This window comes from Streptomyces sp. NPDC006610, from assembly GCF_040611575.1.
Classification (GTDB): domain Bacteria; phylum Actinomycetota; class Actinomycetes; order Streptomycetales; family Streptomycetaceae; genus Streptomyces.
The window spans coordinates 41,626-65,318 of sequence record NZ_JBEXOP010000009.1 but is presented as its reverse complement, the minus strand read 5'-3'; the positions used below and the strand labels follow the sequence as shown (position 1 = coordinate 65,318).

Here is a 23,693-nt window from a genome sequence, read left to right as displayed (position 1 = left end):
CCGGCGGGCCCGGGCGGCGCCGGCTGCGCGTCGAGCGCGTGACTACGGCTGTCCCCCGGGCGCGCCGTCCGGGCCGCCGGGGACGTCGTCCATCAGGTCCAGGTCCGGCGGGACGAGGGTCGTCGACTCGACCAGGCCCTTGAGCAGGTTGTGCAGCAGGCTGTTGTCGGAGGGCCGCTCCCCGGACCTGTCGTGCATCAGCGCGTAGCGGAAGCCGGTGCCGTGCAGCCGGCGTCGTACGGCCTCTATCCGGTGCTCGATCCTGCGCTCGTTCCAGTTGCCGTCCGGGCGCAGATGGGCGAGCTGCCGGGCGGCCATGGAGTACGTCAGGGGCCGCGGATCCTCCTCGTAGAGCAGGTACCGCTGGCCGAGCACGACCAGAAGCAGCCGTTCGTCGTCGTTGAGGGCCCAGGTCTGCGGCCGCAGGGTGTCGGCCCGCCGGCGGGAGACGGGGCCCTGGTCGTCGTGGTCGGCGACGTACAGCTCGACCAGGTGCTCGCGGTAGCCGGAGCCCTTGACGAACAGAGGGGTGTATCCGGTGCTCAGGGGCAGGGGCTCGGTGGCGCTGTGCATCATCCGGCCGCGCGGCAGCCGCACGAGCTGAAGCCCGGTGTTGCGCAGCCACCAGTGGCCCTGGCGGAACGTCAGCTCCCCGTGCCGGCGGCTCACCCGGAGATCGTCGATACCGACCTCCAGGTCCACGTCGGGGCGCTCGCCCCGCCCGAAGCGGACGGTCCGTCCGGGGCTGGGCGGGACGCAGAGGTCGCCGGTGACCGTGCGCGCGTGCAGGGTGCCGGGCGCGGTGGGCGCGACACCGCGCGCGAGGCTGGTGGAGAAGGACATCGCGGGTCTCCTCGGTGCGGAGGGCGGAGGACGCCTGTGGTTCGACACGGCGGGGCCTCGGGGCGACCGGCTCCGCCGGACGTGCCCGCCAGTTTGCGCCAACCTGTTCGGGACCCCTCCCGAACGTGCTGGGCACCATTCTCAGAGGGCGGGCAGGTTCGCGGCGGCGGAGGCCGCGAGGTCGGTGGCCATGTCGCAGAGGTCGCCGAGGGGCCGCCTGCCGCCGACGTACAGACGCAGCATCTCGGCGGCCGTCTCGGCGTCGTGGCCGCCGTACTCGCGGTGGACGACGAAGACCGTGCAGGTTCCGTCGCCGTCGCCCTTCGGCACGACGACGGCGTCGTGGCCGCCGAGCCGGACGGGGTCGCCGTCGCGCGCGGACTTCGGCTGGTCGCGGAAGAAGGCGATCCGCGTCTCCAGGTCGTCGACGTCGCTGAACCACTCGCAGCTCCAGTGGGCGACGCCCGCCTCGGGCGCGTCGGCTTTGATGCCCGGCACGGCGGACAGGGCCTTGGCGTCGAGCAGCGCGCAGGCGTCCGCCCAGGCCAGGGACTCGGCGGGGTAGGCGGGCGTACGGCGTGGCAGCGGGCCCCGGTTGAGCACCTCGGCGGCGCTGCGGGCGGCGGCTTCGGCGACCGCGCACAACGTGGCCGTGCCGCCGTCCACCGTGCCCTCGTCGTCGACGTCGACGCGGATCCGGACGACGTCGCCCGCCTCGCCCGGCTTCCCGTGGGACAGCAGCAGGGCGCACTCGTCCTCGGCCGGGGGTTCCTCCCGGACGGCGACGCCCCCGATGGTCCGGGAGGGGACCGTCAACTCCGGCGGCGAGCCGTCGCGCAGCTGGAACGACACGTCGATGCGGTTTTCGTCGTCGGTCTGGACGAGCACGTCACAGCGGTCGAAGTTGCCGTAGTCCACGTCCACGCGGCTGTCGCCGAACCGGTCGAAGGCCGCGGGATCGGCCAGGGCGCACACGTCCGCGGTGTGCGGATCGCCGATCAGGGACCGCGCCGCGCCGTGCAAGGAGTCCCCGGGAAGCTGCCGCTGGGCGGAACCGCTCCCGGTCCCTCCCGCGGCGTCGTCGCCCCGGTCGTCCCGGTCGCCGGAGAGGGCGAGCAGGGCGACCGCCACCGCGGCGCTCGCACCGAGCGCCGCGATGGGTAACCACCGGCGGGGGCGCCGGACCTTGCCGTCGGCGACGGCCGCCAGGAGCCGCCGAGCCTCGGCGGCCTCGGGGCGTTCTTGTGGATCGCGCCGCAGCATGGCCGAGAGCACGGGGTACAGGGGCCCCACGGCATGGGCGTCGATCTCCACGACACCCTGTTCCGCCTTCCAGTACGCCAGTCGGGCGCTGTCCTCTCCGCCGGCCCGTCGCGCCGCGTCTCCCCGTGGTGGGGCGCCGGTGACGAGTGCGTGGAGCGTGGCGGCCAGGCAGAACACGTCGGAGGCGGGCAGGGGGATGTTCCCGCGGGCCAGTTCGGGAGCGGCGTAGTCGGGGGTGAAGCTGTACGGGCCGTTGGCCGTGATGGTCTCGGCGCCGCCGACGCGGTATGCGGCGCCGAAGTCCAGCAGCTTGGCGGTGCCGTGCCGGGTGAGGCCGATGTTGGCGGGCTTGACGTCGCAGTGGACGACCCCGGCCGCGTGCAGCGTGGCCAGCGCGTCGGCGAGCTGGGCGCCGATGCGGGCCGCCTGCCGGGGCGGCACGGACGGCTTCCCGTCCAGGCCGCCGCCGGGCACGTGCTCCATGACGAACCAGTACGTCGTGGCGGCGTTCTGCTCCGGCGCCTCGGTCACCACGTCGAACAGCGTCACGACATGGGGATGGCCGCGGAACTTGGCCAGTGCCCGCGCCTCGCCCAGCAGCCGCAGCGCGGTCTCGCGGTCTGCCTCGATCCGCTCGGGTTTCAGTGCGACGTCCTGCCCCACCACGGTGTCGTGGGCGAGCCACACCTCGCCGCCCCGCCCCACACCGATGACCTCTTTCACGACATAACGGCCAGCCAGTTCGTCTCCGGGACGCACCGTATTCCTCCCCCTCGCGTCGGGCCGGACGGCGCGCGGCCGTGCGGCCCGCACCTGGGACGAATCTACTGCGTGAGGGAGGTGTTACTCACGGTCTCCGCAGAGCCTCCATACCCGCATGGATGCGGGCGCCGGTCCGGCCCGTCGCCGGCCGCCGTCCGTGTCGGCGAGCGCGGCGGCCACCGAAACGGTATCGGCGATAACAAATCTGCGTTTCCATTGTTGCGCGAACGCCGATAACGTGGTTTCGTTAACACCGATAACGCCCCCTGCGTCATCCCGTCAGCCGTCAACCGCCGAGGAGGCAGCGAGGCATGTCAGAGAACGAGCAGGCGCCGCCGGCCGGACACAGCCGCCGCAACGTCCTCAAAGCCGGTGGCGCCACCACCGGCATGCTGGTCACCATGGCGGGAGCGACGGCCGCCACGGCTCGTCCCGCCGCCGCGGACGGCGTGGCGCCCCCGGCGTCGGCTGTCGCGGTCAGGCTCCGCGTCAATGGCCGCAACCATCCGCTCACGGTCGAGGCCCGGGTCACCCTGCTGGACGCGCTGCGCGAGCGTCTCGGTCTCACGGGCACGAAGAAGGGCTGCGACCGCGGCGAGTGCGGCGCCTGCACGGTGCTCGTCGAGGGTGAGCGCGTGAAGTCGTGCCTGACCCTGGCGGTCATGGAGGACGGCCGGGAGATCACCACGGTGGAGGGCCTGGCCCGCGGCGACGACCTTCATCCCGTGCAGGACGCGTTCATCCGCCGGGACGCCTTCCAGTGCGGATTCTGCACCCCGGGGCAGATCATGTCGGCCGTCGCCTGCATCGATGAGGGCCACACTCGTTCGGACGAGGAGATCCGCGAGTGGATGAGCGGCAACCTCTGCCGCTGCGGCTGTTATCCGAACATCGTCGATGCGGTGCGGGACGCCGCGAAGGGAGCCGGGCGATGAAGCCGTTCGAGTACACCCGCGCTTCACGTCCGTCCGAGGCCGTCAGCCTGGTCGCATCCCGTGACGAAGCCGCGTTCGTCGCCGGGGGGACCGAGCTGACGAACCTGATGAAGGACGGCGTCCTCGCCCCCGACCTGGTCGTGGACGTGGCCGCACTCCCCTTCTCCGGCGTCGAACTGCGCGACGGCCGACTGCACATCGGGGCCACGGCCCGCATGCGGGAGGTGGCGGATCATCCGGTGGTCCGCCAGCGGTTCCCGGTGATCTCCGAGGCCCTCCTGATGTCGGCGTCCCCACAGGTGCGCAACCGGGCGACGATCGGTGGCAATCTCATGCAGCGCACCCGCTGCTGGTACTACCGCGACGTCGGCAGTCCGTGCAACCGCCGTGAGCCCGGCACCGGTTGCGCGGCCATCGACGGACAGAACCGCCGGCACGCGATCCTGGGAGGAAGCGATCACTGCATCGCCGTGCATCCCTCCGATCTGGCGGTCGCGCTGAGCGCCCTGGACGCCGTCGTGCACACCCTCGGTCCGGACGGGCGGCGCTCGATCGCGCTCAGGGACTTCCATCTCCTGCCCGGCGCCACCCCGCACCGGGAGACCGCGCTGCGGCACGGCGAGATGATCACCGGGGTCGAGGTCCCCGAGTCCCCGGTGGCCCGCACCTCGCGCTATCTGAAGCTGCGCGACCGGGCGTCGTTCGAGTTCGCCGTGGTCTCCGTGGCAGCCGCCCTGACCCTGCGCGGTTCGGTGGTGACCGACGTCCGGCTCGCCTTCGGCGGTATCGCGCCCCGCCCGTGGCGCCCGGCCGCGGCCGAGGACGCCCTGCGCGGCCGGCCGCTGACCGACGCCGCCATCGCCGCGGCGGGCCGGGCCCTGGTGCGCGGCGCGAAGCCGCGCGAGCACAACGCGTTCAAGGTCGAGTTGGTGCAGCGCGCCCTCGCCGACATCCTCGAGGACCTGGAAGGCAACCGATGAGCCCGATCGTGGGCAGCCCCGTTCCGCGGATCGACGGGCGTGCCAAGGTCACCGGTGCGGCCGCCTACGCCGCGGACGCCGAGGTCCGCGGGACGCTGCACGGCTTCCTGGTGATGAGCACCGTCGCCTCCGGACGCGTCACCGGCATCGGCGCCCGCGACGCCGAGCGCTCGCCCGGTGTGGTCGCCGTCTTCACCCACCGGAACATGCCGCGCCTCGCGCGCCCCCAGCACATCAGCTTCCTGAAGGGCTACCTGCCCCTGCAGGATCCGGACGTCCACCACAGCGGACAGCCCGTGGCCTACGTCGTCGCCGAGACGCTGGAGCAGGCCCGGCACGCGGCGGCGCTGGTCGACGTCTCCTACGACGACGTCCGCCGGCCCCGGGCGGCCGTCGCCGACGCGATGGACGAGGCCTTCGTGCCTCCGGCGGGCCTGGCAGGTCCCAACGAGAGCACCCGCGGGGACGTGGCGGCGGGGCTGGCGCGGGCCGACGTCCGCATCGACGTCACGTACACCACACCCATGCACCACCACAATCCCCTGGAGCCGTCCACGACGACCGCCGACTGGGACGGCGGGCGGGTGACGGTGTACGAATCCGCCCAGGGCGGCCACGCCACCAGGATCTGCCTCTCCCAGGCACTCCGCGTCCCCCTCGACAACGTGCGTGTGCTGTCGCCGTTCCTCGGCGGGGGCTTCGGGGCCAAGGGCCCGGTGTGGCCGCACACCCTGCTCACGGCCGCCGTCGCCCGCGAGTTGGGGCGTCCGGTCAGGCTGGTGCTCTCCCGCGCCCAGACCTTCACCTCCAACGGGCATCGCGGCGAGGCCCACCAGCGCCTGCGGATCGGGGCCGGGCGGGACGGCGTCCTCACCGCCATCGACCACGTCGGCACCCACCAGGTCAGCCGCACCGAGCAGGGCGTGTTCTCCCACAGCCACTCCACCACCATGCTGTACGCCTGCCCCAACGTGCACGTCGCCCAGCAGGCGGTACGGCTCGACCTGCCGACGCCGAGCTTCATGAGGCCACCGGAGTCCGTCGGTTCCTTCGGGCTCGAGTCGGCCCTCGACGAACTGAGCTACGCACTGGACCTGGACCCGGTCGAACTCCGGCTGCGCAACCACACCGCCGTCAAACCCGACCCCGCGGGCGCCGTGTTCGGCAGCAAGAACCTGATCGAGTGCTACCGCCAGGGCGCGGCCAGGTTCCGCTGGAGCGAACGCGATCCCCGCCCGGGGTCGATGCGCGACGGCGACACTCTGATCGGCTGGGGCATGGCCACCGCGGCGCACACTACGGGCGGCCGGCCGGGCGCGGGCGCCCACGTGGTGATCTCCACCGCGGGCAAGGCGGTGATCCGGGTCGGCACCCATGACATCGGCACCGGCACGTACACGGTGATGTCCCAGATAGCCGCGCAGACCCTGGGGCTGGATCTGGACGACGTCGAGTTCCGGCTCGGTGACACCGACTACCCCTTCGCCTTCATGTCCGTCGCGTCCGCCACCGTTCCCGGCGTCGGCGCCGCGGTCAACCGGGCCTGCACGACGGCCCGTCGGGCGGTGATCGACATCGCGGTCGCCGACCCCCTCTCCCCCTTGTACGGCGCCTCGGCCGAGGAGGTGAGCGCGGAGGGCGGGATCCTGTACGAGACCGGCAGGCCCCGGCGCCGCGAAGCCGTCCGTGCGGTCCTCGCCCGGCACGCCGAACCGGTCGAGGCCACCACCGACCCCGTGCCCATTCCCCACGGCTACTCCGTCGGCGCGGAGTTCGCCGAGGTGCGCGTCGACCCCCGCGTCGGCCGCGTGCGGGTGACCCGGATGCTCGGGGCGTACGACGCCGGCCGGGTCCTCAACCGCAGAACCATCCGCAGCCAGGCCATCGGCGGCGCCGTCTGCGCGGTCGGATTCGCCCTCACCGAGCACACCCTGGTCGACCCCCACCGGGCTCGGATCGTCAACCCGAACCTCTCCGGCTACCTGCTTCCCGTCAACGCCGACATCCCCCGCATCGAGACCGTCTTCATCGACGAACCCGACCCGACCAGCGAGGCACTCGGGGCACGCGGCTTCGGAGAGACCCCGGGCACCGGAATGACGGCGGCGATCGGCAACGCGATCCACCACGCCACCGGGATCCGGATCCGCGACCTGCCCATCACCCCGGACAAACTGATCCGAAGGACCAACACGCCATGAACGCCCTGTGGGAGCACCTGCACCGGCTGTGGGAGTCCGGCGCGCCCTGCGGGCTGGCCACGGTCGTCTCCACCTTCGGCTCGGCCCCGCTGCGCACGGGAGCGATCATGATCTGCGCCCCGGACGGCACGGTCAGCGGCAGCGTCTCCGGAGGCTGCGTCGAGGGCGCCGTCCACGAACTGGCCCAACAGGCCGTCCAGGACGGCACCACCGTGCTCGAACGGTTCGGCGTCAGCGATGACGACGCCGGCGCCATCGGCCTGACCTGCGGCGGCACCATGGAGGTCCTGGTCGAGCGGGTCGACCGGCAATCCTTTCCCGAACTGGGCATCCTCCTCTCGCACCTGCGTTCCGCAACCGCCGTCGCCGTGGCCACCGTCGTCGAGCCCGACCGATCGGGGCAGGGCGCCCACCTGGTCTGCTGGGCCGACGGCACGGCCGGAAGCACCGGCAGCCCCGCCCTCGACCGTGAGGCGGCCGCGGCGGCCCGGCGGCTGCTGGCCCAGGGCCGCTCCGGCACCGTCCGCCTGTCGTCGGCCGGCCCGGACGCCGGCAGCGGCCCGCGCGTGTTCGTCAACTGCCTGGCGTCCCCGCCCCGCATGCTGGTCTACGGCGCCAACGAGTTCGCCTCGGCCCTGGTCCGCCAAGCCGCCCTGCTCGGCTTCCGGACCACGGTCTGCGACGCCCGCCCCGTGTTCACCACCCCCGACCGATTCCCGGACGCCGACGAGGTCGTCGTGGCCTGGCCGCACCGCCACCTCGCCGCCGCAGCGGCGGCACGGCGTGTCGACGCCCGCACCGCGGTCGTCTCGCTGACGCACGACCCGAAGTTCGAGCTGCCGTTGCTGGAGGCGGCCCTGCGGATGGACCTGGCCTACGTCGGCGCCATGGGCTCCCGGCGCACCGTCGAGCAGCGCAGGGCGTCGCTGCGGGCCGCGGGGCTCCCGGACGGCCGGCTGGCACGGCTCAGCTCGCCCGTGGGGCTCGACCTCGGCGGCGCCGACCCGGCGGAGACGGCGGTGTCCATCGCCGCCGAGATCCTCCTGCTCCGGCACGGGCGTCCCGGTCTCCGCCTGTCCGACACCGCCGGCGCGCTGCACCCGGGGACAGACGTCATCGCCGACGCAGCAGCGGCGCCACGGAGCGACATATCGATATCGTCACTCTGTTAACGTTGGAAACGTGGACGTCAAGAACAACCGGGACCGGATCATCGAGGCGGCCGCCGCCCTGCTCACCGAGGGCGGCCGGGACGCCGTGTCGACGCGGGCGGTCAGCGCCGCGGCCGGCGTGCAGGCGCCGGCGATCTACCGCGTCTTCGGGGACAAGCAGGGCCTGCTGGACGCCGTCGCGAGCCACGGCTTCGCGACCTACCTGCGCAGCAAGACCGCGAACCGGCCGACCGACGACCCGGTGGCGGACCTGCGCCGCGGATGGGACCTCCACATCGGCTTCGGCCTCGCCAACCCCGCGTTCTACACACTGATCTACGGAGATCAGCGGCCGGGCGTGGAGCCCCCGGCCGCGCGTGAGGCGTCCGAGATCCTGGCCGGCATGGTGCGCCGCATCGCCGAGGCGGGGCGTCTGCGGATGAGCGAGGACCGCGCCGCCTTCCTCATCCACTCCACCGGCCGCGGTGTGACCCTCGCCCTGATCTCCCAGCCCGAGAACGAACGCGACATGTCCCTGTCGACCATCGCCCGGGAGTCGGTCATCGCCGCTGTCACCACCGACTCCCCGCGACACGTGCTCCCGGACGGCGGCCCGGTCGGACCCGCGGTCGCCCTGCGCGCCGCCCTCCCGCGAACCAGTGCCCTGACGAGCGCCGAACGCGCCCTGCTCACCGAGTGGCTGGACCGCATCGCCACCACCGGCTGAGCGCCCCGTCGGCCTGCGGTCGGGGCGTGGGCGGGTCCCGGTGTGCGCGGGAGAGGCCGTCGCTCCGGCCTCCTCACCTCGACGAGGCCGGAGCCGACCGCTGAAGCCGGTCGCGGGCACTGGGTCCGGCTGTCGTGGGCGCATCCACGTGGGCCAGGTGTTCGTCCGGGACCGGACCGCGTGCGCGCCCGGACCGCCGCCCGGCGCTGTGCGGCCCAGCCGTCGGCCGTCAGCCGGTGAAGCGGACCGATCCCGGGAGCCGGTCCGTCTCCGCGTGTCCGGCGCCGTCGCCGCCGGGGCCGCAGGCGCTCGCGGCGAGGGCAGCCGCGGCCAGGCCCACGACAGCCGGCAGCATGTGTCCGAAACGCTTCTTGGTCATCGAGGATCGATCCCTCCCAGGTCGGGAGGAATCTGTCATCCCTGCGCCCGCCCTCGTCCCACACCTGCGTGACGAAACGTACGGCTCACCACCGGCCCGCGGTGATCACCGGCCGACCCGCCCGTCGATCCGTTCGCGCAGCAGGTCGGCGTGGCCGCAGTGCCGCGCGTACTCCACGATCTGCGCGGCGAGGATCTCGCGCAGCGGCGCCTCCCCTCCGGGCGGGGTGCCGAGGTCGGGCAGGCCGGCCGTGAAGCGGTCGGTCAGCGCGGCCTCCGTGCGCCACCGGCGCCAGGCGTCCTCCACGACCGCCGGATCGGCGACAGCGCCGTTCCAGTCGCCGTCGCGGTCCTGCGGGGTGCGGTAGATCCTGGGCGCGTCCTCGCCGCACATCCGGCGGACGGTCCGTTCGGCCTCGGCCATGTGCCGTACCAGTCCGAGCAGGGACATCGTCGACGGCGGCACGGAGCGCCGGGCCATCCGGTCGGCGTCCAGTCCCGCGCATGCGGTCTCCAGCGTGCGGCGGGCACGGCGCACGCCCTCCAGCAGTGCGCCGCGCTCGTCGGGCGTCGGTGGCGTGGGCCCCGTCATCGTCGCGTCCTTCCGGTAGCGGGCCGTTCATGCGAGCGGTCGGCGCAGAATCACCGGTCGCCCGCCGTCCGTTCGGTCCGTCGGAGGGAGTCCGGCTCGCCCGGCCCCGCCCGCGGACGTCATGGCCGGAAGCTTCTCAGAACGCACGGCCCGCACGCACGGAGGTAAATCCCATCTCCCGTGGGTTCAGGTGGAGTTGTGGGGCCGTGGGGGCGGCTGAGGCACCGTTGACGGCGGCGCCGGGCTACCGGTTCAGTGGTCGGGCACCGCCCTGTCGCTCCCCCCCACGCCCTTCGACGGAGGCACCGTGAGAAGACGTACGGCACCGACGCGGCACACCGTTCCGGCGGTTCTGACCGCCACCCTCGCCCTCACCCTGGCGGCCGTCGCGCCGACCGCCCAGGCCCGGCCCGCGCCCCCGACCGTGGCCGACGCCTTCACCGGGGCTGCCACCGAGTTCGGCGTCCCGCGCGACGTCCTCGTCGCCGTCGGCTACGGCGAGAGCCGCCTCGACGGCCACGACGGAAAGCCCAGCCAGGCCCGCGGATACGGGGTGATGCACCTGGTGGACAACCCGCGCAGGCAGACGCTGCGCGAGGCCTCCGCCCTCACCGGCCTCCCCGTCTCCGTCCTGCGCCGGGACACCGCCGCCAACATCCGCGGCGGCGCCGCCGTGCTGCGCGCCCGCGCCGACGCGGCCGGCCTCACCGCCGAGGAACGCGCCGACCCGGCCGCCTGGTACGAGGCGGTGGCGCGGTACGGCGGTTCGTCCGACCCGCGTGCCGCCCGCTTCTACGCCGACGGCGTCTACGACCTGCTCGCCCAGGGCATCGCCGCCCGCGCCGAGGACGGCTCCGCCGTCACCGTCCGGCCCGACGCCGTCCAGCCCGACCGCGGCGCCTACGCCGACGCCGCGCCGCTGGCCGCCGCCCCCGACTACCCGGCCGCACTGTGGGTGCCGGCCAGCACCGCCAACTACGCGGTGGGCCGCAGCGCCGCCGTCACCACCATCGTGGTCCACGTCACCCAGGGGTCGTACGCGGGCACCGTCAGCTGGTTCCAGAACCCCTCGGCCCAGGTGAGCGCGCACTACGTGGTCCGTTCCTCCGACGGCCAGATCACGCAGATGGTCCGTGAGAAGGACACCGCCTGGCACGCGCGTTCCGCCAACCCGTACTCCGTCGGCATCGAGCACGAGGGGTACGTCGACCAGCCGGCCTGGTTCACCGACGCCATGTACCGCTCCTCCGCGGCGCTGACCCGTTCCATCGCCGACCGCTACGGCATCCCCAAGGACCGGGCGCACATCGTCGGCCATGTGGAGGTCCCGGGCAACGATCACACCGACCCCGGCCCGCACTGGGACTGGAACCGCTACATGCAGTTGGTCGGGGGCAGTTCGGCCGGGCCGGTGCAGCTCAGCTTCGCCTCGTACGCCACCCTGCGCACCGGCTCCACCGGCGACCAGGTCAAGGCCGCGCAGTGGCTGCTGAACGCCCAGGGGTTCAACGCCGGTGCGGTGGACGGGCAGTTCGGGTCGGGGACGGCGGCGGCGGTGCGCTCGTTCCAGACGGCGCGCGGGCTGAGCGCGGACGGTGTGGTCGGGGCGCGCACCTGGACGGCGCTGCTGTCGGCGGGCACCCGTCCGGTGCTGAGCCAGGGCGCCTCCGGGGAGGCCGTCCAGCGCCTCCAGCGGGCGCTGACCGCCGCACTGGCCCGCACCGTCTCCGCGGACGGCGTCTTCGGAGCGACCACCGGGCAGGCGGTGCGCGACTACCAGGGCTCGCGCGGACTGAGCGTGGACGGCGTCGTCGGCGCGGCGACCTGGAGCGCCCTCCAGGCCGGGCGCTGAGCCGGCCGGCGCCGACGCGGGGCCCGGCCCGCCGGGGTCTCCGGCGAGGCGGGGCCCTCGGCCCGACGGCCCGAGCCCGTGCGAAGTCCCCGGCCCGACGGCCGGGGACTCCTCGCGCTCCGTCCCGACGGCGACCGACCCCGGAGCCCGTGCGAAGTCCCCGGCCCGACGGCCGGGGACTCCTCGCGCTCCGTCCCGACGGCGACGGACCCCGTGACCGGTCCCGTCGGTACGCGGCTACCGTGTGAGCGCGGCAGCCGGTCGGTCGGCGTCGCCGCAACGGGAGGGGGCAGGGATGAAACGGCTGGGCGGATCCGGCCCGACGGCGGTGGCGGTGCTGCTGCTCGCGGGATGCGGCACCCCCACGGACTACAGCGAGATCGTCACGTTCACCGACGAGCACGGCCGCGTGTGCACCGCGACGGTGGTGGTCGACCAGGAGCAGAACGAGGACGACGACTACGAGATCTCCAGCCTCGACTGCGACTATCCGCCCGAGGGCCGGACACCGGGGCCCACGCGCTACTCGCCCCTGCCGGAGCGGGGCGCCGAGTGACCGGCGCCGGCCCCGGCGACGGGGCCGGCGTCCCGCGGCCGCCCGGTACGCGCGGGCGGCCGGCCCGTCGCCGAGGCCGGCGGTTCACTGGGTGTGGAAGGTGGCGTCGGCCCGGTCGGTCGCGGTGCCGGGGGTCTGGACGTGCAGCAGGTGGTTGTAGTGGCGGATGTAGCGGCCCGGTGAGTTGGCCGACTCGTAGGAGACTCCGGCGGGGTCGGCGAGCCCCGGCCGGGCCGTCCAGGACGCGTCCCCGCGGAACAGGGCCGTCCCGTCGTTCTTCTCCAGCCACACCTCGAAGTCGCGGTGGCGCAGGAAGTGGCCGGGGAAGTTGGCCGACTCCAGGGAGATCGAGCCGCCGCCGGCCAGTCCGGTGACGACCCGGAACTGGGAGTCGGCCAGCGGGGCGACGTTCGCGTCGGTCCGGGCGCGGAACTCCCAGTGCCGGACGAATCGTTCGGGGAAGTTGTAGGAGGAGAGCCTGATCGGGGTGACGCCGTCCGCGACCGGGATGCCGAAGTCGGGGGTGCCGTCGGCCTTCCAGTAGAGCTTCTGGACGCGGGTGCGGCGGTTGGGGTCCCGGAGCGGGTCGCCGCTGATGTCCCGGTAGCCGCGGTCGTGGTAGACGAGGATGTCGGACCTGCCGTCCTCGGAGACCGTGAACTGGTTGTGTCCCGGGCCGTACTGGCCGGTGGCCGTGTTGCCGGCGAAGACCGGGCCCGCGTTCTTGGTCCACGACGCCGGGTCGAGGAGGTTCGCCGAGGCGGACGTCGTCAGCAGGCCCATGCAGTAGTTGGCGTCGGTGGCGCTGGCCGAGAAGGTCATGAAGACCCTGCCGCCCCGCTGGATCACCGCCGGGCCCTCGTTGACCGTCTGGCCTCCGGCGGTCTCCCACGAGGCGGTCGGCCTGCTGAGCATGACCGGCGTGCCGGTGATGGCCCACGGGCTGGACATCCGCGCGAGGTAGAGGTTGGTGCCGGGGCCGACGGCCGGGTCGTTCTGCGCCCACGCGAGGTAGCGGACGCCGTTGACGGCGAAGGTCGTCGCGTCCAGGGAGAAGGTGTCGAGCGGCAGGGCGATGCGGCCTCGCTCCGTCCAGGCGCCGGTCAGCGGGTTCGCGGCGGCGCATTCCAGGACGTACGGCCGGATCCTCCAGACGTCGCCGGCGTCCCCGGCGGCGAAGTAGACGTACCACTTGCCGTCGATGGAGTGGATCTCCGGAGCCCAGATGTGGGCGCCCATCGGGCCGTCGGCGTGCTTGGTCCAGATGGTCGTCTCGGGGGCCGAGGAGAGCCCCTGGATGGTGGTGGCGCGGCGCAGCACGATCCGGTCGTACGCGGGCACGGTGGCCGTGAAGTAGTAGAAGCCGTCGGTGTGCTTCCAGATGTGCGGGTCGGCCCGCTGCTCCGCGAGGCTGTTGGTGTACGTCACGCCGGGGGACGCCGGAGCGGCGGCGTGGGCGGTACCGGACGGGTCGCCGGCGACGGTGGCGGCGGCAGCGCCGGCCATCGCGCCGAGGACGGTTCGGCGGGTGGGCGCAGGGCTCACGGGGCTACTCCCTCTGGGTGGGGGGCGGAGATACGACCCGCTCACGGGCGCCGACGGGCGTCCACACTTCGGGTCGGGATTTCGAACATGGTTCGTCACGTCGGCCAGAAGATAGGTTCTCCCCGCGCCCCCGTCAACGCGTCCAGCACTTCCGGCACGGCACGCAGCCGCGTGTATCGCCCCTCGAACCGTCCCTGTGGCGGGGGTCGTTGCGGCACTACGCTCATCCAGCCGGGCCGTCGGCCGTCGGCGGCCGGAGGTGAGGGGGAGCCTGATGAAGGCGATCGTCCAGGAGAGGTTCGGCCCGCCGGACGTCCTGCGGCTGGCGGAGGTCGACCGGCCCGAACCCGGGCCGGGCCAGGTGCTGGTGCGGGTGCGCGCCGCCGCGCTCAACCCGTACGACTGGCACCTGCTGCGCGGCGACCCGTATGTGGCGCGGCTCATGGGAGCCGTGGGGCTGACCCGGCCGAAGTCCCGGGTGGCCGGAATCGATGCGGCCGGGGAGGTGGAGGCGGTCGGCTCCGACGTGCGCGGGCTGCGGCCCGGCGACGAGGTGCTGGGCTTTTGTCCGGGTTCCTTCGCCGAGTACGCCTGCACCACCGCGGATCTGCTGGTGCCCAAGCCCGCGCGCCTGGGCTTCGAGCAGGCCGCCGCCCTGCCGATGGGGGCGGTGACGGCCCTGCGCGGCATCCGCACCGTGGGCGGGGCGCGGGCCGGGCAGCGGGTACTGGTCAACGGGGCCGCCGGGGGCGTGGGCACGTTCGCCGTGCAGCTGGCCGCGGGCCTTGGCGCCGAGGTCACGGGGGTGTGCAGCGCCGGCAACACCGAACTGGTGCGCTCGTTGGGGGCCGCTCACGTCATCGACTACGCACGCGAGGATTTCACCGAGGGGCGCGTGCGCTACGACGTCATCCTGGACAACGTGGGCAACCGGCCGCTGCGCCGGCTGCGCCGCGCGCTCGCGCCGACAGGGACGCTGGTGGCCAACGGGGGCGGCTCACCCGGCCATGTCCTCGGCGCGGTGGGTTCCATGCTGGGCGTGCTCGCGACCGGCGTGGTCGTGCGACGGCAGCGGCTGAAGGTGATCCTGCCGGCGGCCCCGGACGGGCCGATCCACGAGGACCTGTCGGCCGTCGCCGCCCTGGTCGAGGCTGGCGAGCTCTCCCCCGTCGTCGACCGGACCTACGCCCTGGCCGACGCGGCCGAGGGGCTGCGCCACCTGGAAGGGGGCCACGCCCGCGGCAAGGCCGTGATCACCGTGCCGTGAGCCCCGTCCTCCAGCGGCTCCGCGCCGGGCGCCCGACGTCAGAACGGCAGTCGGCCACGCGCCCGGCGCCCCGCGGAACCGCTGCGGCCCACCGCGCGGGAGCTGGAGCGGAACGGCTTGCTGAAGAGGCGGCCGAGCGGACCCGGCGCCTTGGACCCTGCCCGGGACCCGATGCCGAGGGTGCGCTGGGCGCCGTTCTGCGGGTGCCGGGACAGGCGCGGGACGAGAAACGCCAGAACGGCGATGACCACGCACACGGCGATGATGCCGACGACCATCATGAGATGCCTCCGGAGTGGGGATGCGGACGCCGGACCGGTTGGTCCGTGGGACACCGCATGCCCCGTCGCCGGGGGAACACGCTTCTGAGCCCGGGCGGGCCCACCGGCCGGCAGGCCGTGAACACGGTTGCCCCGGCCCTCGACGATCACTAAGGTCGGCCGGGTGACTGCCGGGTCGGCCTTGGGCCAAGCACGAGTGGGGCTCCCGGCCTCGGCGTGAGCCCGAGGCGGGCGAGAGGCCCGCCCCTGCCCACCGCGTCCTCGTTCCCGGCGCCCCTGCGGCGCCGTTCCAGCGGATCCCGAGACCGGAGAGGCCCCACCCATGTCCGACGAGCAGCAGTACCCGCACGTCCAGTTGAACCACACCGTCGTCTTCGCGAGCGACCGGCAGCGCTCCGCCGAGTTCCTCGCCACGATCCTCGGCCTGGAGGTGGCCGCGCCGTTCGGCCCGTTCCTGCCGGTCGACCTCGGCAACGGCGTGACGCTCGACTACTACGAGAAGCGCGACGAGCCGATCCAGGGGCAGCACTACGCCTTCCTGGTGCCCGACGAGCACTTCGACGCCATGGTCGCCCGCCTGGAGGCGGCCGACGTCACCTACTACGCCGACCCGGACCACACCGAACCCGGGCGGGTCAACCGCCTGTTCGGCGGCCGCGGCGCCTACTTCGACGACCCCGACGGCCACAACATGGAGATCATGACCCGGCCGTACGCCCGCCCCTGACGGGACCGGCGGGGACCCTGTTTCCCCGCCCCTGGCGTCGTCGGGCCTCCGGCGCCCCGAGCGGCGTCGGAGGCCCGTGGACCTAGGCCGCAGGTCGCAGGCGTCCGGGTCGCGGGACCGAGGCATTGCGGCGGGCGTCTGCGGTGGGATGGGGGCATGAGTGAAACCGCGTTCACCGGCACGGCCATGCGCGACCGGCTGTCCCGGGAGAGGAACGCCTGGCTGTGCACGGTGCGGCAGGACGGATCGCCCCATGTGACGCCGGTCAGGTTCGTGTTCCTGCGGGGCCGCTGGTGGATCGGCGCGGACTCCGGGTCGGTGAAGGTCCGCAATGCCGAGCGGCGTCCTCGGGTCTCCCTGGCGTTGGAGGACGGCCGGCATCCCGTCGTGGCCGAGGGGGACGCCGTCGTGCACCGGGGGCGGTTCCCCGAGGAGGTCACGGCGGCCTTCGCCGTGAAGTACGGCTGGGACGTCGCGGCTGCGCACCGCCCCGGCGCGGAGCGGGTGCTGATCGAGGTCTCGGTGCGGCGCTGGCTGCTGTCGGGGGTGGCTCAGTAGGACCTCGCCCAGGGACGCATGCCAGGGGATCGGCGACGGGTTCCCGCAGGACGGCGCGGTGGTGGCCCCCCGGACCCGGCGCGGGGCTTCGACCGGGACGACGCGGTGTCCACCCCCTGCGCGTCGAGCGGTTCGAGTGCCGGACATCCCACCGAAGCGGCCGTGGACGTCAGGCCGCCAGAGCCGTGTGCTCGCCCCGGCCCGCCGCGGCCACGCGCCAGGCGGCCGTCACCGCGGCGTGCGCCTGCGCGGTGCGCGCCGCGCGGTCGCCGGCCGGCTTCAGCGGCGCGCCCACGTGGACGTGCAGGCGCGGGCGGCGCAGTGGCGCGGTGAGCACGCCCGCGAGCTGCTTGACCGCACCGCCGGAGGTGATCCTGCGGGCGCCGGCCTGGCCGACCGGGACGATGGGGGCGCCGGTGCGTTCCGCGAGCCGGGACAGACCGCTGCGGAAGGGGCGGGGCTCGGCCTCGGCGGCGTCCCTGCGGGTGGGGATGCCGCCCTCGGCGTAGATGAGGACCAGGCGGCCGCTGTCCAGCGCGTCGGCGGCGAGGTCGAGCGCGCGGGCGGCGCGCGGGTCGTTGCGGTGGACCGGTATGTGGCCCTCGCGGGCCAGCGCGCGGCCGAGGACCGGAGCGCGCCACAGTCCGGCGGCGGCCATGACCACCGGCCGGACGCCGAGGCGGTGCAGGGCGGCCAGGACGACGGCCGGGTCGGCGAGCGAGGTGTGGTTCGCGGCGACGATGCTGCCGGGTGCGAAGTCGGCGTCCGGGTCCGTGGTCACCGTGAGACGGCCGCAGGCCGGCACCAGTACGTCCGCGAGGTCGCTGAGCATGAGGGTTCTCCAGGGGTCCGGGCGATGACGATCATCATCCTCGCCCGTGCGCCCGACCCGCCGCCTGAGTGTTCCTACTCAACTGCGCCACGGCGGGCCGCCCAGGGGCGCTCGCGGCGGCCGCCCTTCCGGCCGCGCCGGGTGGCGACGATCCGCTCCGCCCCGCTTCTTCGCCGCGAGGTCCGCGAGGCGACGGAGCCCCGGTCGCCGGGCAGTCACCGGATCGGAGCCTGTCAGTGGCTCCGACTACGTTGGGCGGCGATCCTCGACATCCCACCGCGACACCCGACATCCCACCCTAGGAAGCAGGAAGCCGTGCGCATCGAGATCGACCCGTTGTTGCGCGACACCGCCGCCCGGCTCGGCGCCGACGCCCCCTACGCGCTGAAGGCACTCGCCGGGCAGTTGGCCGACGACCCCGACATGGGCCGGCCCTCGGATCTGCCCGGCATTCTGACCGTGACCGTCGACGGCGGCATGTTCGAGGACTGTCCCGACCTGTACGTCGGGTACATCCGTGAGCCGGACCGGATCGAGATCCGGTATCTCGAGGCGGTCCCCTCCCCCGAGGCCCCGGACGGGCAGGGGGAAGAGGAGGAGCAGGGGCAGGGCGGGCGGGGCGAGGCGCCGCCCGTCGATCCCGCCGGCGCCGCGGTCGCCGTGCGGCAGATCGCCGACGCCTGGTACCGCATCTCGCGCCGGCTCCGCGACCACGCCCCCGACTCGTACGCCGCGCTCCGCGCCGGGGCCGGTGCCGCGGAGATCGCGGCGCTGGAGAGCGCCCTCGGCGTCCGGATACCCGTCGAGCTGCGCGTCCTGTGGATGCTGACCGCCGGTGACGACGGGTCGGACGGCTGGGGTTGCCTTCCGGGCAACATGGCCCTGATGCCGCTGGAGTCGGTGGAGGCCGTGCACCGGCTGCAGACCGACGTCCAGACCGACCTCGACGTCCGCAACGCCCGCCTCCCCGAAGAGGAGCGTGTCGTCGCGTGGCGGCCGACCTGGATTCCGGTGGTCTCGCTCAGTCCCGCCGACACGGTGTACGGCCTGTATCTCGACGCCGCGACCGGCCGCCTGGGCTGGTGGTCACGGTTCGACGAGCCTCCCGGCGAGGAGGTGGACACGCTGGTCACCTACCTCGAGGAGGCCGCCGATGCGCTGGAGGCCCCCGAACTGGCCGCCGGGGACAAGCCGGGGCTGATCGGCGGGACGCTGGTGTGGCTCAGCAGCGTCCGCCCTGATCTGGAGGACCGGTGGGAGCCGCTGACCGGCTGATCGCGGCGCGGCGGCGGATGCGCGGGGACGACGACGCGGCCGTCCCCGCGCGTCCGCGCGGTCAGTCCACCGTGAGCAAGGGGCGCGTGGAGGACACCGAGTTGGTCAGGCCGAAGGCGAAGTTGTCCTCGACCTCGGCCCGTTCGGCCGCGTTCGGGTACGGGTTGGTGCAGGAGACGCCGGCGCTCGAACCGGACATCAGGCTGCTGCACGGTCCGGGCTTGCGGTCCGGGAGGCCGAGGATGTGGCCGAGTTCGTGGGACGAGATCCGGACCGTGTTGTAGCCCTGGCTGGTCGCCTGCCGGCCGATGTAGACCGTGCCGTTGCCGAGCGAGGTGGTCAGGGCGCGGGGCCAGCCGTTGTCGGCGATGACGCGGATGTTGGCGCGCTGGCCGGCGGCGACCGGGCGCAGTTCGACGTTGTCCACCGTCTCGTTCCAGATGGCGGCGCCCCGGTCGACGGCGGCCCTGAACTCGGCCGACGCGCTGGCGTCGTAGGTGACGACACGGGCCGCGAGGGGCTGGGCGTCCGGTCCGGTCGCCGCCGCATAGGCCTGGCCGCCGGCCAGGGTGAGGACGGCGGTGAGCGCGGCGGTGAGGCCATGGACGAAGGTGCGTGAGTGCATGGTCGACCTCCTTGTGGGGGAAGGTAGGCGTGCTCATGACACGTACTGGAGGGCTCCCTGCCCACCTCCGGCGGGCGCCAATCCGTCAATCAGCGGGCCCCGGCGCCGGGGCGACGCCGTCAGGCCAGACCGCGCAGCGCCTCTCCCAGGGCGGCGATCCCGTCGGGGATGACGCCGGGCGGGGTGGCCGCGTAGCCGAGGACCAGGCCGGGGCGGCCGGGCAGTTGCCGGTGCCACGACAGGGGCTGGCACTTCACGCCGCGGGCGAGTGAGGCGGCGGCCAGTGCGGTGTCCGGGACGTCGGGCCCGTACGTGACGGTCAGGTGCAGGCCGGCCGCCGCGCCGTGCACGACCGCGCCGGGCAGGTGCGCGCGGAGCGCGGCGATCATCGCGTCGCGGCGTCGCCGGTGCCGGCCCCGCAGCAGCCGCAGATGCCGTTCCAGGTCGCCGGACTCCATCAGCCGGGCCAGCACCAGCTGGGGCAGCACGGCGTTGCCCAGGTCGGTGAAGCGCTTGGCCTCGGTCAGCGCGTCGCGGTGGCGGGGCGGCGGCACCATCCAGCCGGTCCGCAGGGCGGGCGCGAGCAGTTTGGAGACGCTCCCCGTGTAGCAGACCTGCTCGGCGACCAGGGCGCGCAGCGCGGGCACCGGCGACCGGTCGTAGCGGTGCTCGGCGTCGTAGTCGTCCTCCACGATCAGCCCGCCGTCCCGGGCCCAGCGCAGCAGCTCGCGGCGGCGCTCACCACTGGTCACCACACCGGTGGGGAACTGGTGGGCGGGCGTGAGGAGTACGGCGCCGGCGCCGGTGGCGCGCAGCGCGTCGACGCGTACGCCGTGCTCGTCCACGGGCACGGGCGGGGTGGCCATCCCTCCGTTGCGCAGGTGCTGGCGGGTGCCCAGGGAGCCGGGTTCCTCCACCGCCACGGCGTGGACGCCGTCCGCGTGCAGGACGGGGTTGAGCAGGGTGAGCGCCTGCGCGGTGCCGGCGACGATCAGCACATCGTCCGGCTCGACCCGGATCCCGCGGCTGCGTGCGAGCCAGTCGGCGACGGCCCGGCGCAGTCGGGGTGCGCCGCGAGGATCGCCGTAGCCGAGGTGCTCGGCGGACAGCTCGGCGAGCACGGCCCGTTCGGCGCGCAGCCAGGCCGCTCGGGGGAACGCCGCGAGGTCGGGCTGTCCGGGCGTGAAGTCGATGCGGGCGGGCGTCGCGCGCAGGGCGTCGAACACGGCGGCGTCGGGCTCGCCCTCGAACAGAGGGCCGGGCGTGGCCGGTCGGAGCCGCGATGCCGCGGAGTCCGATGAGCCGCCACCGAGGTGCGGCGCCGCGACGACGACCGTGCCGCCGCGTCGGCGTCCCTCGACGTGGCCCTCCTCGGCGAGCCTGCGGTACGCCTCGGTGACCACGCCGCGCGACACGCGCAGTTCGCCGGCGAGCACGCGGGTGGGCGGCAGTCTGCTGCCGACGGCCAGCCGGCCGTCGGCCACCGCCTGCCGCAGCCGCCGCGCCAGCCACTGCGCCTTGCCTCCGGCGGGCGCGTCCCCGATGTCCAGCTGGAGGAAGTCGGAGCCGTGGGCGGGGAGTGCGTCGCCCGTCGACTCGGCCGCCACCGCAGATCCCGTCCTCTCGTCGTTCACCGCGGGACATGCTGTCATGCCGGCCGGCGGACGACGCTCCCGGTGCCCGTCCACGACCGCCGGCCCGGTGCCCGTATCAGGCGGCCGTCCTCGACTCCGCCGGGCGCCGCCGCAGCGCCGGCGTGGTCAGCGCGGGCGGGCTCCAGACGCCGTCCGGCGGGTAGACGTCGGTTCCGGGCGGCACGATGGCGTCGATCCGGTCGAGTACGGCGTCGTCCAGCGTCACGGACGCGCCCTTGAGGGTGTCGCGCAGCTGCTCCATGGTGCGCGGGCCGATGATCACCGAGGTGACGGCGGGATGCGCCAGCGGGAAGGCGACGGCCAGCTCCGGGAGCGTGCAGCCGGCCTCCTCGGCCACGGCGACGAACTGCTCGACCGCCTCCAGCTTCGCCACGGTGCGCGGCGCCGCCGGGTCGAAGCGGGCCGGGTGCAGGGTGGGGCGGCCGCTGCTCAGGTCGAGCGGGCGGCCCTTGCGGTAACGGCCGGTCAGGAACCCGGAGGCCAGCGGGCTCCAGGTCAGCACCCCCATGCCGAGGCGCTGCGCCACCGGCAGCACGTCCCGCTCCACTCCCCGGGCGAGCAGCGAGTAGGGCGGCTGTTCCGTGCGGAACCGCTGGAGGCCGCGCCGGTCGGCCAGGTGGTACGCCTCGACGATGTCGTGCGCGGGGAACGTGGAGCAGCCGAACGCCCTGATCTTGCCCTGCCGTACGAGATCGGTCAGCGCGGACAGCGTCTCCTCGACGTCCGTGGTCTGGTCGGGCCGGTGCACCTGGTAGAGGTCGATCCAGTCCGTGTCCAGCCGCCGCAGACTGTCCTCGACCGCCCGGACGATCCAACGCCGGGAGTTTGCGCCCCGGTTGGGGCCGTCGCCCATGGGGAAGTGGAACTTGGTCGCGAGCACCACGTCGTCGCGGCGGCCCTTGAGCGCCTTGCCGACGACGGTCTCCGACTCCCCGGCCGAGTACATGTCGGCGGTGTCGACGAAGTTGATCCCCGCGTCGAGCGCGGCGTGGACGATCCCGACGCAGTCGTCGTGGTCGGTGTTGCCGACGGAACCGAACATCATCGTGCCGAGGCAGTAGGCGCTGACCTCGATGCCGGTCCCGCCCAGTACACGGTGCCTCATGCGACTCTCCTTGGCCGTCGTCCTGTCGGGGGGAACGCCGCGACCCTACGGGTTGGAGTCCTCTCCAGGGCAAGCGCGGCGGCGGGCCCGTGCGGCACGGCCGCGATCGTAAAGGCGTGGCGAGCCGGACGAGTTCTGGACGACGATGTGCCCATGAGTGATCAACCCGAGCGCTGGACGCAGGCGACCGTCTACCCCGACATGTGGACCGACCCGGACCACGACCCCCGCCACGCCGAGGGCCCCGGTCCGGAGGGGGAGCTCGCGACGCTGGAGGACTTCCTCTCCGGCTACCGCCTGACCCTGCGGATGAAGTGCGACGGCCTGGACCCGGAGCAGCTCGCCCGCCGTTCGGTGCCGCCGTCCACGATGTCGCTGCTGGGCCTGGTCCGCCACCTCGCCGAGGTGGAGCGGGACTGGCGCAACTGGATCACCGACGGCGATCCGCTGCCGAAGCTGTACGGCGAGCGCGACGCGGACTTCCACGGCGCCGTCGCCGACCGGGCCGTGGTCGACGCCGCGTTCGCCGACCTGGAGCGCGAGCAGGCCGCGACGGACGCGGCGCTGGCCGCCCATCCGGACCTGGGCGAGCGCCTGGGGAAGGACCGGACGTCGGTCCGGGAGCTGCTCGTGCACCGGATCGAGGAGTACGCCCGCCACTGCGGCCACGCCGATCTGCTGCGCGAGTGCGTCGACGGGCGCGTCGGCCAGTGACGGGACGCGGCTTCTTCCGCGGGACCTGAGCCGTGCGCGCGCCCGCGCGGGAGCCCGACATCCGGACCCCAGCCCCGCACCCGGGCTCCAGCCGCACGCCGGGCCCCAGCCGCACGCCCCGACTCGAGCCGCGTGGCAGGCGCCTGCTCTCATACGGCGGCGTGCCGGTCCTCGAACGCGAACTCCGGGTCGGACGCGGTGAGGATCGCCGTGTGGGTGCGGGCGGCGGGCCAGTGGGCGGTCAGTTCCCCGCCGATCGTCCCGAGCAGGTCCGGCATGATCCGCCCGCCGTCGTCGTGCATGGCCTCGGTGACCACGAGGATGCGGCGGGTGTGCTCGCCGACCGCGGAGTGACCGCTCTGCCGGTGGGTCCAGCGGCGGGCGTGGGAGCGTCCGGCCGAGTCGACGAACGTCACCTCCCCGGGAGCGGGGTGCTCCAGGCTGCCGTCGAACGCGGTGTAGTGCTCGTCACCGCGGGCGGGACGCACCTCCAGCAGCGGTCCCGTGATGCGGTCGGCGTCGAGGGCGGCGACGGGGACGCCGTAGGCGGCGGAGATCGCGTTGCACAGGTCCACCACGGGGTGGATGCGCGGCAGGTCGCCCTTGGTCCTGAGCCGTCGCAGCAGGGACTCCGAGGCGCACCGGTACTGCGTCGGCTTGAGTCCCATCCGGGAGAACGCCCGCCTCCAGGCCAGCACTTCGGGGAACTCGCTCTCGGGTGCGCGGGCCAGCCGGGCCGCGGCGCGTTCGGTGTGCACGGCGGCGCGCGTACCGGTGTCGGCGCGGGCGTCGACGCCCGCGGCGTACAGGGCGCCGACGGTGAGGTGCGGGTGGGCGGACCAGATGGCGTCGGCATGACGGAAGCGCAT

At 74.0% G+C, this 23,693-nt stretch carries 23 protein-coding genes; 12 read left to right on the top strand and 11 right to left on the bottom strand.

The annotated features are described in order from the left end of the window. Positions 1 to 42: 42 nt before the first annotated feature. Both ABZY13_RS09855 and ABZY13_RS09850 read right to left on the bottom strand, forming a co-directional pair. Positions 43 to 843, bottom strand: a complete 801-nt coding sequence (locus tag ABZY13_RS09855; RefSeq protein WP_356628644.1) for an FHA domain-containing protein — start codon at positions 841 to 843, stop codon at positions 43 to 45. 141 nt (positions 844 to 984) lie between these two features. Beyond that, on the bottom strand, positions 985 to 2,865 hold the full coding sequence (locus ABZY13_RS09850) for a serine/threonine-protein kinase (protein ID WP_356628642.1): 1,881 nt from the start codon (positions 2,863 to 2,865) through the stop codon (positions 985 to 987). Positions 2,866 to 3,269: 404 nt separating this feature from the next. On the opposite strand from ABZY13_RS09850, the gene ABZY13_RS09845 reads away from it, so the two are divergent. The 5 genes from ABZY13_RS09845 to ABZY13_RS09825 are packed head-to-tail and all read left to right on the top strand — an operon-like array spanning position 3,270 to position 8,862. After that, positions 3,270 to 3,803, top strand: a complete 534-nt coding sequence (locus ABZY13_RS09845; RefSeq protein ID WP_356628826.1) for a (2Fe-2S)-binding protein — start codon at positions 3,270 to 3,272, stop codon at positions 3,801 to 3,803. Then, on the top strand, positions 3,800 to 4,783 hold the full coding sequence (locus tag ABZY13_RS09840; protein WP_356628640.1) for a xanthine dehydrogenase family protein subunit M: 984 nt from the start codon (positions 3,800 to 3,802) through the stop codon (positions 4,781 to 4,783). Before ABZY13_RS09845 ends, ABZY13_RS09840 begins: the two co-directional genes overlap by 4 nt. Further along, a complete protein-coding gene (locus ABZY13_RS09835) occupies positions 4,780 to 6,984 on the top strand; it encodes a xanthine dehydrogenase family protein molybdopterin-binding subunit (RefSeq protein ID WP_356628638.1) in 2,205 nt (734 codons plus the stop codon). Before ABZY13_RS09840 ends, ABZY13_RS09835 begins: the two co-directional genes overlap by 4 nt. After that, positions 6,981 to 8,156, top strand: coding sequence for an XdhC/CoxI family protein (locus tag ABZY13_RS09830; protein WP_356628636.1), 1,176 nt, complete (start codon positions 6,981 to 6,983; stop codon positions 8,154 to 8,156). Before ABZY13_RS09835 ends, ABZY13_RS09830 begins: the two co-directional genes overlap by 4 nt. Before the next feature lie 10 nt (positions 8,157 to 8,166). Then, the gene (locus tag ABZY13_RS09825; protein ID WP_356628634.1) at positions 8,167 to 8,862 is read left to right on the top strand and encodes a TetR/AcrR family transcriptional regulator; all 696 of its coding nucleotides are present in this window, start codon (positions 8,167 to 8,169) and stop codon (positions 8,860 to 8,862) included. A 229-nt stretch (positions 8,863 to 9,091) separates the two neighbouring features. Here ABZY13_RS09825 and ABZY13_RS09820 read toward each other — a convergent pair whose 3' ends face one another. Both ABZY13_RS09820 and ABZY13_RS09815 read right to left on the bottom strand, forming a co-directional pair. Next, on the bottom strand, positions 9,092 to 9,241 hold the full coding sequence (locus tag ABZY13_RS09820; protein ID WP_356628632.1) for a hypothetical protein: 150 nt from the start codon (positions 9,239 to 9,241) through the stop codon (positions 9,092 to 9,094). A gap of 105 nt (positions 9,242 to 9,346) precedes the next feature. Further along, positions 9,347 to 9,832: a DUF664 domain-containing protein gene (locus tag ABZY13_RS09815; protein ID WP_356628630.1), complete on the bottom strand. Its 486-nt coding sequence runs from the start codon at positions 9,830 to 9,832 to the stop codon at positions 9,347 to 9,349. Between the two features lie 307 nt (positions 9,833 to 10,139). Here ABZY13_RS09815 and ABZY13_RS09810 point away from each other — a divergent pair, with 307 nt between their 5' ends. Continuing rightward, a complete protein-coding gene (locus tag ABZY13_RS09810) occupies positions 10,140 to 11,684 on the top strand; it encodes a peptidoglycan-binding protein (protein WP_356628628.1) in 1,545 nt (514 codons plus the stop codon). Between the two features lie 295 nt (positions 11,685 to 11,979). Continuing rightward, a complete protein-coding gene (locus ABZY13_RS09805; protein WP_356628626.1) occupies positions 11,980 to 12,240 on the top strand; it encodes a hypothetical protein in 261 nt (86 codons plus the stop codon). Between the two features lie 84 nt (positions 12,241 to 12,324). On the opposite strand, the gene ABZY13_RS09800 is transcribed toward ABZY13_RS09805, so the two are convergent. Continuing rightward, the gene (locus ABZY13_RS09800; protein WP_356628824.1) at positions 12,325 to 13,746 is read right to left on the bottom strand and encodes a family 43 glycosylhydrolase; all 1,422 of its coding nucleotides are present in this window, start codon (positions 13,744 to 13,746) and stop codon (positions 12,325 to 12,327) included. Between the two features lie 313 nt (positions 13,747 to 14,059). Between ABZY13_RS09800 and ABZY13_RS09795 the strand changes: the two genes are divergently transcribed. Continuing rightward, positions 14,060 to 15,052, top strand: a complete 993-nt coding sequence (locus ABZY13_RS09795) for an NAD(P)-dependent alcohol dehydrogenase (RefSeq protein WP_356628624.1) — start codon at positions 14,060 to 14,062, stop codon at positions 15,050 to 15,052. A 38-nt stretch (positions 15,053 to 15,090) separates the two neighbouring features. Here the strand turns inward: ABZY13_RS09795 and ABZY13_RS09790 are convergent, their stop codons facing one another. After that, on the bottom strand, positions 15,091 to 15,333 hold the full coding sequence (locus ABZY13_RS09790) for a DUF6411 family protein (protein WP_356628622.1): 243 nt from the start codon (positions 15,331 to 15,333) through the stop codon (positions 15,091 to 15,093). Between the two features lie 322 nt (positions 15,334 to 15,655). Between ABZY13_RS09790 and ABZY13_RS09785 the strand changes: the two genes are divergently transcribed. Together ABZY13_RS09785 and ABZY13_RS09780 are read left to right on the top strand one after the other, a co-directional pair. Beyond that, positions 15,656 to 16,060: a VOC family protein gene (locus ABZY13_RS09785; RefSeq protein ID WP_356628620.1), complete on the top strand. Its 405-nt coding sequence runs from the start codon at positions 15,656 to 15,658 to the stop codon at positions 16,058 to 16,060. 156 nt (positions 16,061 to 16,216) lie between these two features. Continuing rightward, positions 16,217 to 16,618, top strand: a complete 402-nt coding sequence (locus ABZY13_RS09780) for a pyridoxamine 5'-phosphate oxidase family protein (protein ID WP_356628618.1) — start codon at positions 16,217 to 16,219, stop codon at positions 16,616 to 16,618. A 169-nt stretch (positions 16,619 to 16,787) separates the two neighbouring features. Here the strand turns inward: ABZY13_RS09780 and ABZY13_RS09775 are convergent, their stop codons facing one another. Then, positions 16,788 to 17,450 carry a lysophospholipid acyltransferase family protein gene (locus ABZY13_RS09775; RefSeq protein WP_356628616.1) on the bottom strand — a complete coding sequence of 221 codons (663 nt, stop codon included), beginning with the start codon at positions 17,448 to 17,450 and terminating at the stop codon, positions 16,788 to 16,790. A 315-nt stretch (positions 17,451 to 17,765) separates the two neighbouring features. Between ABZY13_RS09775 and ABZY13_RS09770 the strand changes: the two genes are divergently transcribed. Further along, positions 17,766 to 18,725: an SMI1/KNR4 family protein gene (locus tag ABZY13_RS09770; RefSeq protein WP_356628614.1), complete on the top strand. Its 960-nt coding sequence runs from the start codon at positions 17,766 to 17,768 to the stop codon at positions 18,723 to 18,725. A 61-nt stretch (positions 18,726 to 18,786) separates the two neighbouring features. On the opposite strand, the gene ABZY13_RS09765 is transcribed toward ABZY13_RS09770, so the two are convergent. The 3 genes from ABZY13_RS09765 to ABZY13_RS09755 form a co-directional block, all read right to left on the bottom strand. Beyond that, on the bottom strand, positions 18,787 to 19,350 hold the full coding sequence (locus tag ABZY13_RS09765; RefSeq protein ID WP_356628613.1) for a snapalysin family zinc-dependent metalloprotease: 564 nt from the start codon (positions 19,348 to 19,350) through the stop codon (positions 18,787 to 18,789). Between the two features lie 119 nt (positions 19,351 to 19,469). After that, a complete protein-coding gene (locus ABZY13_RS09760) occupies positions 19,470 to 20,984 on the bottom strand; it encodes a PLP-dependent aminotransferase family protein (RefSeq protein ID WP_356628611.1) in 1,515 nt (504 codons plus the stop codon). A gap of 76 nt (positions 20,985 to 21,060) precedes the next feature. Beyond that, the gene (locus ABZY13_RS09755; RefSeq protein WP_356628609.1) at positions 21,061 to 22,110 is read right to left on the bottom strand and encodes an aldo/keto reductase; all 1,050 of its coding nucleotides are present in this window, start codon (positions 22,108 to 22,110) and stop codon (positions 21,061 to 21,063) included. Positions 22,111 to 22,263: 153 nt separating this feature from the next. Here ABZY13_RS09755 and ABZY13_RS09750 point away from each other — a divergent pair, with 153 nt between their 5' ends. Beyond that, entirely contained in the window at positions 22,264 to 22,824 is a 561-nt protein-coding gene (locus ABZY13_RS09750; protein ID WP_356628607.1) for a DinB family protein, read from the top strand. Positions 22,825 to 22,973: 149 nt separating this feature from the next. Here the strand turns inward: ABZY13_RS09750 and ABZY13_RS09745 are convergent, their stop codons facing one another. Next, entirely contained in the window at positions 22,974 to 23,693 is a 720-nt protein-coding gene (locus ABZY13_RS09745) for a phenylalanine--tRNA ligase beta subunit-related protein (RefSeq protein ID WP_356628605.1), read from the bottom strand.